Origin of the sequence: Halorubrum sp. SS7 (assembly GCF_005435055.1) — an archaeon.
Taxonomy (GTDB): Archaea; Halobacteriota; Halobacteria; order Halobacteriales; family Haloferacaceae; genus Halorubrum; species Halorubrum salinarum.
In genome coordinates this window covers 1-1,624 of the sequence record NZ_SGXV01000081.1, presented here as the reverse complement: position 1 = coordinate 1,624, position 1,624 = coordinate 1, and the positions used below count along the sequence as shown (strand labels likewise).

At 58.7% G+C, this 1,624-nt stretch carries 1 protein-coding gene; it reads right to left on the bottom strand.

The genetic code is table 11. The features are described 5' to 3' along the window. Positions 1–18: 18 nt before the first annotated feature. The coding region (locus EXE44_RS20355) for a hypothetical protein (protein WP_158293484.1) at positions 19–1,624 on the bottom strand (1,606 nt) is incomplete at its 5' end.

The following is a 1,624-nucleotide window of genomic DNA, read 5'->3' as shown; positions in this document are numbered from 1 at the left end:
AAAATCGGGGGAGCATGGTCAGTTGCCCAAGACGCCGAGCGCGACGAGCGCGGCGGCGATAACGGCGACTATCTCACCGGGGATACCGAACATGTCGAATTGCCCGAGGTCGATACCACCACCGGACTGCGAGTTCTCGTACTTCTCGATCAGCTCTTGATTCTGCTGTTCGAGCTGGTCCCACTCGTCCTGCGTGATGTAGTTCGAGTCAGTCTGCGGCTCAGAGTTCTCGAAGCTCGTCGAGGTCACTTCTTCACCGGACTGCGTGTTGACGAGCTTGTCCACGGTGAACGAACCCTGAATCTGGAACGTCTCGAACTGCGTTTCGGTCGAGGTCGAAAGGAAGCGGGCAGAGACGATTTCCGTAATGTCGGTTTCGAGGTCGGCGGACGCGTCGTAGTACCACGTCCCGTTTCCGGTTGCGGTCCAGTTTCCGGAGTCGACAGTTACCGTCTCATTGGCCGCGGTCTCCAGTTCGACAGCGGTGCCATCATACGGGTCTTCGGTGAGAGTGATATTCCCGCCGTCGACGCCGGTCTGGTAGGCCGACCAATCGCCCTCGACGAGGCTCATGTCCGCGGTGAAGTACACGTCGCCCGAGAAGTTCGACGTGTCGTAGGTTTGGCCGGTTTCGAGCGGCCCATCAGAGGGGTCGGTCAGCGCGAACGTGCCGGAGATTGTCGCGCCCGTATCCCCCATGGTGATCGTCGCTTCGCGCTCCGGGTCGACCGGGATGTTGAGCGCAATGAGGTCGGCAATCGCTTGGCTCATGCCTTCCTCCTTGGACATCATCGCAGCGCGTTCTTTCGGCGTCACGAGGTCGGAGATCTCGATGTCGCCGCTCTGAACGTCGCCGTAGACCGACGAGACCCACGTCGAGATGCCGTTGCGGACATTGGTGAGTTTGGATTGCATGTCGGACCAGACGGGGTTCCAGTCGGCGTAGTCGAGGTAGGTGAACGTGTCGCCATCGTGACTGACCCACACCTTTTGTAGACCACCGGAGCCGGGGTCGAGATTCTGGAGCCTGAAGTTGTAATCGTACGTATCATTATCTCGATTGAACTCGATGGTCTGGATGTCTAGAGTAGTTCCATCAGCGAGGGTAGCAGTCTTCGTCTTGAACAACGAAGGATCAGGCGGGAAGCTACCGCTTTCCGCACCACTAAGGACATCCGTAGTGGCGGTATCAGTGTGGGACGATAGAGAGTTGGCGAGTTGCTCAAGCTCTAGGACGGACTCATTCCACGACTTGATATAGTTCGATTCGACAGTAGCGAAGTACGAGTTTACAGCCGAGGTCGCAGCATCGAGAACGTTAGACTCGGACTCGCCGGCGTTCAGCTTCTCGATGGCTGCGATCTTCGCCTCGGTGTACGCAGTGTGTTCGAGGCCGTCGAGGATGTTTCGATTATCCACGATGGTCGAGGCGTTGGTCGATGCTCGGGTCTTGGCACTTTGGTAGACCTGTTGTTTCAAGACCTCTGGAGTGAGGCCCTCAGCAGGACTGTCAGCGCCGTAGATTTCGAACTCGCGGAGCGCCCACCCGACGGCGATCGCCGGGCCGAACAGAGCGTAGGCGCCAGCAGTGACACCGATGGAACTCCAGTCGACGGCGGCCGCC